Genomic DNA, 6,507 nt, shown 5'->3' on the forward strand with positions numbered 1-6,507 from the left:
TGCGTTTTTAATTTTTCTTCAATCTATTACAATAGATAGAGAACTCAATTTCTTATAGGTAAAGGAATTTGAAAATAGCTACTGCCGCAATTGCTGCTGCGATCGGTGCTACTACTGGTACCCAAGAATACCACCATTTTGAATCGTCTTTGTGCTCACCAAGAACTGATTTTGGAAGGAAAGCATGAAGGAGACGTGGTCCCAAGTCACGAGCAGGGTTCAAGGCAGGTCCTGTAGGTCCACCAAGTGATGTTACCAAGGCCATAACAAGGAATCCAAGTGCCAAGTGAGCTACTGAAAGTCCTGAAGCAGTATGTGGTGCTACTTGGGCTTTGATTGCTAAATCAGAAAAATCAACATTTTGACCTGCTTGACTAGCCATTTGTTTCATGTATTGAAGCACTTCAGAACCAAAGAAGTTTTTAGTCATTCCAAGGGCTGCAAAGAAAAGAACAAATGATCCAACAAACTCATTTACAAAACCATTAACAGTTGCTGCAAAATGTGATTCTTTTGTACCATTATCCAAACTTGAAATTGTTGAGAAAGTACCCAAAATGTTGTTTGGATTTTCAGTTTTCAAGTAGTATGGGCGGTGTGTTGCCACAACCAAGGCTTGACCAAAGATAGCACCCAAAACTTGTGCGATGATATAAGGCGCAACTTGAGCCCAAGGGAAAAGACCGCTGATTGCAAGTCCAAGAGTGAAGGCTGGGTTGATGTGGTTACCAGATACGTTACCAAACATCAAGGCTGGGATCATAACCCCCATACCATAACCAACAGCGATAACGATCCAGCCACTTTGGTGACCTTTCGTACCTTTAAGTTCAACGTTGGCAACTGCACCATTTCCAAGAATGATCAAAATAGCAGTTCCCAAAAATTCAGTGGCATATTTAATTGCCCATGTGAAATCCATTTGATAGATTCTCCTTAAAATTTTTTAGACAATCCTTATTCTATCAATTTTTACATCTTTTAGCAACTACTTTCCCGAAAGATTGTGATAGAAAACGGTTCCAAATCTTATAAACTAATCTTTTTTCCAAGATATTCCCAGTTCATTATGTTATCTGAGCTAATCTGATGCTTTTATGTCAATTCCTACTGATACATAGTATAGGGAATAAGAAGTATCTTTCCCCATTCACCAATAAGAGTTTTGCTATGAAAACAAAACTCTATCCTTCTAATGAAACAATCTTAACCTGATTTACATAAAAATTCTCGTCACATTGCCATAAAATCTCAGCCATATTTTGTAAGAAATGGATTTATCGTGATCAGCTCTAATTGTGAGATTATAGCCACTTTCATTCCTATCCATGTCAATATTTAGATTATAAAATCCCTTCTGTTCAATGAGAATATTCATGGTATCTATTGAAGGTTTATTGGTTACAAATCCAGTCATTCTGATATGATAATGAGTATCGCTTTTCAAAAATTTGGAGCTATTTTTCTGAACAGAGACAACAATTAAACTGCAAAATAAGCCTAGAACAATCGCCATTCCAATACCTGCAGTCGCCCAAATACCAGCTGCTGTGGTGATACCACTGATTTTTTTATCCCTCATGAAAATAATACCACCACCAATGAAACTAATTCCACTGACAATTTGGGCCGCAACCCTAGAAGTATCATAATTAGGCGTATCCAAGAAAGCTTCTTTTGATAAAATCATCATTAAAGTTGCAGTTAAGGCAACCAAAATATGAGTCTTTCTCCCAGCCTACTTGTGCTTAGATTTTCTTTAATAGCCAATGATAAAACCAGAAAAACAAGACAATAAAATGAGAATAATGTGTCGGACTTCAATCGGTAGAGCTATCGTATCAAGCATTATTTCCCTCCTCTATCACTCATAATTTTATATTATAGTCCTAGTTGAAACTTTTTTCAAGAGAATATATTAGTTGAAAATTGTCCTTTTTAAAACAAAAAACCACAGTTACTCTCTAGTGATAACTTGCAGTTTTCTGTAACTAATGGATTCTTACAATGTCTCAAACAATTCTTGCATTTGCACATCATCTGGAACTAGTTTTAAGTAAGCTTGGGCATTGACTTTGGCTTCCTCAAAGTAGCCCAATTCACGCAAGAGATAGATATAGTGTTCCAGAAACTCTGGATTGTCCTTTAAATCTCCTGCCAACTCTTTGTAAAGTTCATAGGCAGTATCCAAATCGTCCATTTCTTGATAGGAACGAGCAATCATCCACTTGGTCAAGAGATTTTCTGGCTCCTCACTTTGCAAGTCTAGAATGTCTTCATAACGCTCCTGCTCCAGATAAATAGTTGCTAGACGGAGTAAGATTTCTTCCGTATCCTCAGCATCTTCTTTAGCAGTAAGGAGGTAGTTCTCTGCTCCACTAGCATCATGCAATTCATAGGAAAATTGTGAAGCTACTAACAAGAGTCTTGTTTCAAAAGGATTTTTCTCCAAGCCTTGCTTAGCGATACGCAGGGCTTCTTGAACTTGATGTTCCTTATGTAAGGCCTGGCTATAACCATATTCATAGCCTTCAAAGTCAGGAGAAATGGTATCGATCTGCTTAAAGTAGAGGACAGCTTTTTGGTATTCTTCTTGATCAAAGTAAAGACTGGCCAACTCAAAAGCTGTCAGGTCATCGTATTCTAACTCCAGGGCTTTTTCTAAAAACTCTATAGCTGTTTCAAATTTCCCTAACTGGGCATAGGCAAAGCCAATTCGTTGATAGGTAGAAATGCCTGTTTGCTCATAAATTGAGCGATTATCTAACTGAGCATAGCCTTGAATAGCTTCTTGGTAATTTTCCAACTCACTATCCAACTCTGCCAAGCCCAATATCAAGAGAGGATCCTCTGAGTAAGTCAATGCTTCTAACAATTTCTCACGCGCCACATCTGTCAAACCTTCCAGCTGGTAGAGGTCTGCTTTAAGTGCCAAAGCTGAAACATACCAGTCACTGTCAGCTTGGATTTCCTCAAGGTACGCAAATGCTTCCTCGATTTGACCATCCTCGCTAGCAATAGCTGCCAGATTGAGATTAACCTCTGGGAAATCCCCTACAATTTTCAGGTAAATTTCCTTGGCCTGAGGATAAAAACCAATCCCTTCAAGATAAGTTGCCAACTCATACAGAAGGTCACTTGGATCATTTTCTAAAGCTTTGACGAAGTAGTGCTCTGCCTTAACTAAATCTTGCTCCTCCAAAGCCTGTAACATCTGTTGACTATTGTTCACTCTTAGCTTCCTCTCCTTCTAGTTCATATAGGCCACTAACTACCTTATACCATTCAAAAATCGCTGAAATGACAACCTTTGCAGAGGCATAAACCGGAATACCGAGCAAGACTCCCCAGATACCAAACATAGAGCCCGAAGTTAACAAAACAAAGAGAACATTAATAGGATGGATGTTTAATTGACTTCCCAAAATCAATGGAGAGACAAAACGGCCTTCAATAGTTTGTTCTACGATAAAGACAATCACTACTTTCAAAAGCATGACTGGACCAGCAATCAAACCCAATACTAGGGCAGGAAGCATGGCTAGGAAACTACCAAGATAAGGAACCAGATTTAAGATACCAGCAGTAACACCCAGCGTAACCGCATAGCGTAGACCAATAATCTTGAAGAAGATGATAAACATTACTGCTACAATAATAGCTACTGTCACTTGCCCTCGAACATAGTTAGACAACTGTTGATTCACATCTGATAAAACTTGTCCAACAGGTTCTTTCAATTTCGTTGGCATGAATTGGGTCAAATAGTGACGCAGGCCTTTCCCATCACGTAATAGATAAAAGAGCATGAAAGGAACGATAATCAAGGCAACAATCACTTGAGAAGCACCGCTAATAAAGGCGCTCACCCAGTTGACTGCCTGAGAAGAAACCTTGCTCGCCCAAACTGTAGCCTGACTAGAGAAGTTTGTCAAAACTTGTTCTAACTGAGGCCTGAAATCATCTGGTAAACGCTTGGTGATCAAATCATCAATAACCCTATCTGCATCTTCAAGGTAGATTGGTACATTTCTTGCAAAAGTTAAAACCTGACGTTGTAGATTTGGAATAGCTACTGCCAAGCCCCAAATAATAAAGAGGGCGATAATCACAAAGACAATAGTGATGGCTATGACGCGATTGACTTTGTGTTTTTCCATCCAATCAACAATGGGATTCAATAAATAATATAGCAGGCCGGATAGAATAACCGGCAACATCACAACTGCCAAAAAGTCTAAAACAGGTGAAAATAGAAAACTAATCTTACTTAAAATAAAAAGATTGAGTCCCAATAACAAGGTTACTAAAAATACCGTAATGGCTTTGTTATCTAAAAACCACTTAAAAAACCAAGATAGGCTAAAATGTTTCTCTTTTTGTTCCATAAATACTTCCTTTCTGTTGTTCTCTCATTATACCATTTTTAGGCCAAAATAACTCTTTTTTAAAGTGCTTACATAGAGACAGCCACATAAAAAATCTCCTCAAAGAGGAGATTCAATTAGTCTTGAATATGACGGTCTAAGTTCTTCTGATAATCTGCGTTTGATTTGGCTTTTTCATCAGCAAATTTCTTGCGGAACTCATCCATTTCTTTAGAAGTGACAATCTTGTCTTGGATTTTAAGATATTTATAACTGTTATCGCCTGTTTTGTCACCAACCCAACCATCAGCACCACTGCCTAATGCTTTCTTCGTTACAAGCATTTGGGCACCGTCTGAGTGTACAGGAATAACTAGAGCACTATCAGTTAACCAAGCTTGAGCCTTAGCATATTTAGAATAACGTTTTTGCAGATCTGTTTTCTCACTATTTGCATCATCAATCAATTCTTTGTATTTATCCAATCCAACTGTTTTAAGGGCTGGATTGTCTGTTCCTGGTGCTACACCAAGAGAGCTGAGGAGACTTGGGCCAGATGTTGGATCAAATACATCTAGATAGGTTGATGGATCTGCATAATCCGGACTCCAACCACTATTAACATTAATGTCCCAATCAACATTATTATTTGATGTCGCTAGAACAGTCATGCTTCCCAATTCATCATCAGAAACCTGTTGAATGTCAACAACTACATTTTCAGAGCCCATGGCTTCTTCAATTGATTGTTTATAAGACTGAGCTTGATGAATAAAATCTGTCTGAGTTGATGAAACCGGAAGATCTAAATGAATCGGAAACTGTACTCCATCAGCTTGAAGAGTTTTCTTAGCAGATTCAAACTTAGCCTTAGCCTTGTCTACATTATGAAGTGAATCTTGCGCATCATCAAGACTAACATCTTTCCAAATACTATCCAACTTATCTAATTCTGTCTTAGTTACTTGACCAAACGACTGATCTCCTACTTGTACAAATGTTGGAGGAGTGAAACTTGTACGTAGTTTACGAGGCGCTACTTCATCTCCAAACACCTGAGAAACAGCTGCTTTACGATCTGCAGCAAATGCCAAAGCTTGACGGAATTCTTTATTTAACAAAGCTTTTTTAGTAGATGATTTTTCTACATCAGTTGTTTTAGCAGTATGATTGTATGACACACGATCAATATTAGTAGACATATAGAAGACGCCACCTCTTTGTTGACCATATACAATATTATCCTTATACTTTTCTTTTAGACGTTCATAGTTGGCAGAGTTTTTAAAGAGTGGAGCAGCTGGATAATGTCCCTCATCAAAACCTCGTCCTAGGGAGTCTGCATCTTGACCATCAAAGAAGGATAACTTGATATCATCAATAAAGACATTCTGCTTATCCCAGTAGTTTTGGTTTTTGGTCATTTCGATAGAAGATTTAGAGGTAAGTCCCTTAAGAAGGAAAGCCCCATTGTAGAGAATGCTCGTTACATCAGTAGCTTTACCGAAATCATCACCTTTAGAAGCCAAAAAATCTCCACTTACTGGAGCTAGAACTCCCATCGTTGTCTTAGAATTCCAAAAAGATTCTGGATGATTCAAAGTGTAAACAAGAGTATAATCATCTGTTGCTTTCACACCTACTGTTGAGAAATCTGTTGTTTTCCCATTTACATAGTCATCCAATCCTTTGATAGAATCCTGTACCAAATAGAGGGCCTGTGATTTCTTATCTACTGCATGCTTCAGACCAGTTACAAAGTCCTGAGCCTTGACTTCACCGTACTCTTCACCCTCATTAGTATACCATTTGACACCCTGGCGGATTTTATAGGTATAGGTCAAGCCATCTTTAGAAACAGTCCAATCTTCTGCAACCGATGGAACTAGATTTCCATATTGATCATTTTCAAGTAATCCGTCAATAACATTACCTGTAATCTGTTTAGTACTGACATTCCCAGAAACTGTATAATCCAAAGTAACAGGATCTGATGTAAACACATAAGCATAAGTCACTGGCTTAGTAGCATCCTTATTACCATTACCAGATGAACACGCTGCTAGAACAGCTGCTGAGAGTACAGCAACTCCAGCTGCTAAGAAAACACGTTTTTTCATAAAAAACTCCTTTGCAATTT

5 protein-coding genes are annotated in these 6,507 nt (G+C 38.2%); all 5 read right to left on the minus strand.

The genetic code is table 11. The features are described from left to right. Positions 1-52: 52 nt before the first annotated feature. The 5 genes from gla to O3636_RS09605 all read right to left on the minus strand — a co-directional run bounded on the left by gla (position 53) and on the right by O3636_RS09605 (position 6,487). Complete coding sequence (gene gla, locus O3636_RS09585) at positions 53-922, minus strand: aquaglyceroporin Gla (RefSeq protein ID WP_000348100.1); 870 nt, start codon at positions 920-922, stop codon at positions 53-55. A 294-nt stretch (positions 923-1,216) separates the two neighbouring features. Continuing rightward, on the minus strand, positions 1,217-1,717 hold the full coding sequence (locus tag O3636_RS09590; RefSeq protein ID WP_261012675.1) for an MgtC/SapB family protein: 501 nt from the start codon (positions 1,715-1,717) through the stop codon (positions 1,217-1,219). Between the two features lie 285 nt (positions 1,718-2,002). Continuing rightward, complete coding sequence (locus O3636_RS09595; RefSeq protein ID WP_261012674.1) at positions 2,003-3,232, minus strand: tetratricopeptide repeat protein; 1,230 nt, start codon at positions 3,230-3,232, stop codon at positions 2,003-2,005. Beyond that, a complete protein-coding gene (locus tag O3636_RS09600) occupies positions 3,222-4,388 on the minus strand; it encodes an AI-2E family transporter (protein ID WP_371642890.1) in 1,167 nt (388 codons plus the stop codon). Before O3636_RS09600 ends, O3636_RS09595 begins: the two co-directional genes overlap by 11 nt. A gap of 116 nt (positions 4,389-4,504) precedes the next feature. Then, positions 4,505-6,487 carry a peptide ABC transporter substrate-binding protein gene (locus tag O3636_RS09605; RefSeq protein ID WP_371642892.1) on the minus strand — a complete coding sequence of 661 codons (1,983 nt, stop codon included), beginning with the start codon at positions 6,485-6,487 and terminating at the stop codon, positions 4,505-4,507. Positions 6,488-6,507 lie beyond the last annotated feature (20 nt).

Source organism: Streptococcus sp. 27098_8_76, assembly GCF_041432315.1.
Lineage (GTDB): Bacteria > Bacillota > Bacilli > Lactobacillales > Streptococcaceae > Streptococcus.